Source organism: Mycobacterium sp. E2497 (assembly GCF_001668695.1).
Lineage (GTDB): Bacteria > Actinomycetota > Actinomycetes > Mycobacteriales > Mycobacteriaceae > Mycobacterium.
The window spans coordinates 1-574 of sequence record NZ_LZKD01000194.1; the positions used below are offsets into that span (position 1 = coordinate 1).

The 574-nt window shown below is 66.9% G+C and carries 1 protein-coding gene; it reads left to right on the top strand.

What is annotated here, in order from left to right; genetic code table 11:
• A partial coding sequence (locus A5713_RS18090; protein WP_197516401.1) for a cutinase family protein occupies window positions 1–574 on the top strand: 574 nt, incomplete at both ends.

Consider the following 574-nt stretch of genomic DNA (forward strand, 5'->3'; position numbering starts at 1 on the left):
CCCGACGTACAGGTGGTCTTCGCCCGCGGCACCGGCGAAGCCCCCGGCGTCGGCCCCACCGGACAAGCCTTCGTCGACGCCCTGCACTCGCGCATGGGAAGCAAATCCTTCGACGTCTACCCGGTCAACTACCCCGCCAGCGACCAATGGGACACCGGCGTCGACGGCATCAGAGACGCCGCGAACCATGTCAATTCGATGGCCCACGACTGCCCCAACACCAAAATGGTGCTCGGCGGCTACTCCCAGGGCGCGGCCGTAATGGGCTTCGTCACCTCCCCCTCGGTACCCGACGGCGTCGACCCCAACACCGTGCCCAAGCCCCTGGACCCCACGGTCGCCCAACACGTCTCCTCGGTCGTGCTGTTCGGCATGCCCAACGTGCGCGCCATGAACTTCCTCAACGAGCCGCCCGTCGTGATCGGCCCGGCCTACCAGGACAAGACCATCAAGGTCTGCGCCACCGAAGACCCGGTCTGCTCCGACGGCATGAACTTCGCCGCCCACAACACCTACGCCGACGACGGCGCCATGATCGACAAAGGCGTCGCCTTCGCCTCCAGCCACCTCGACG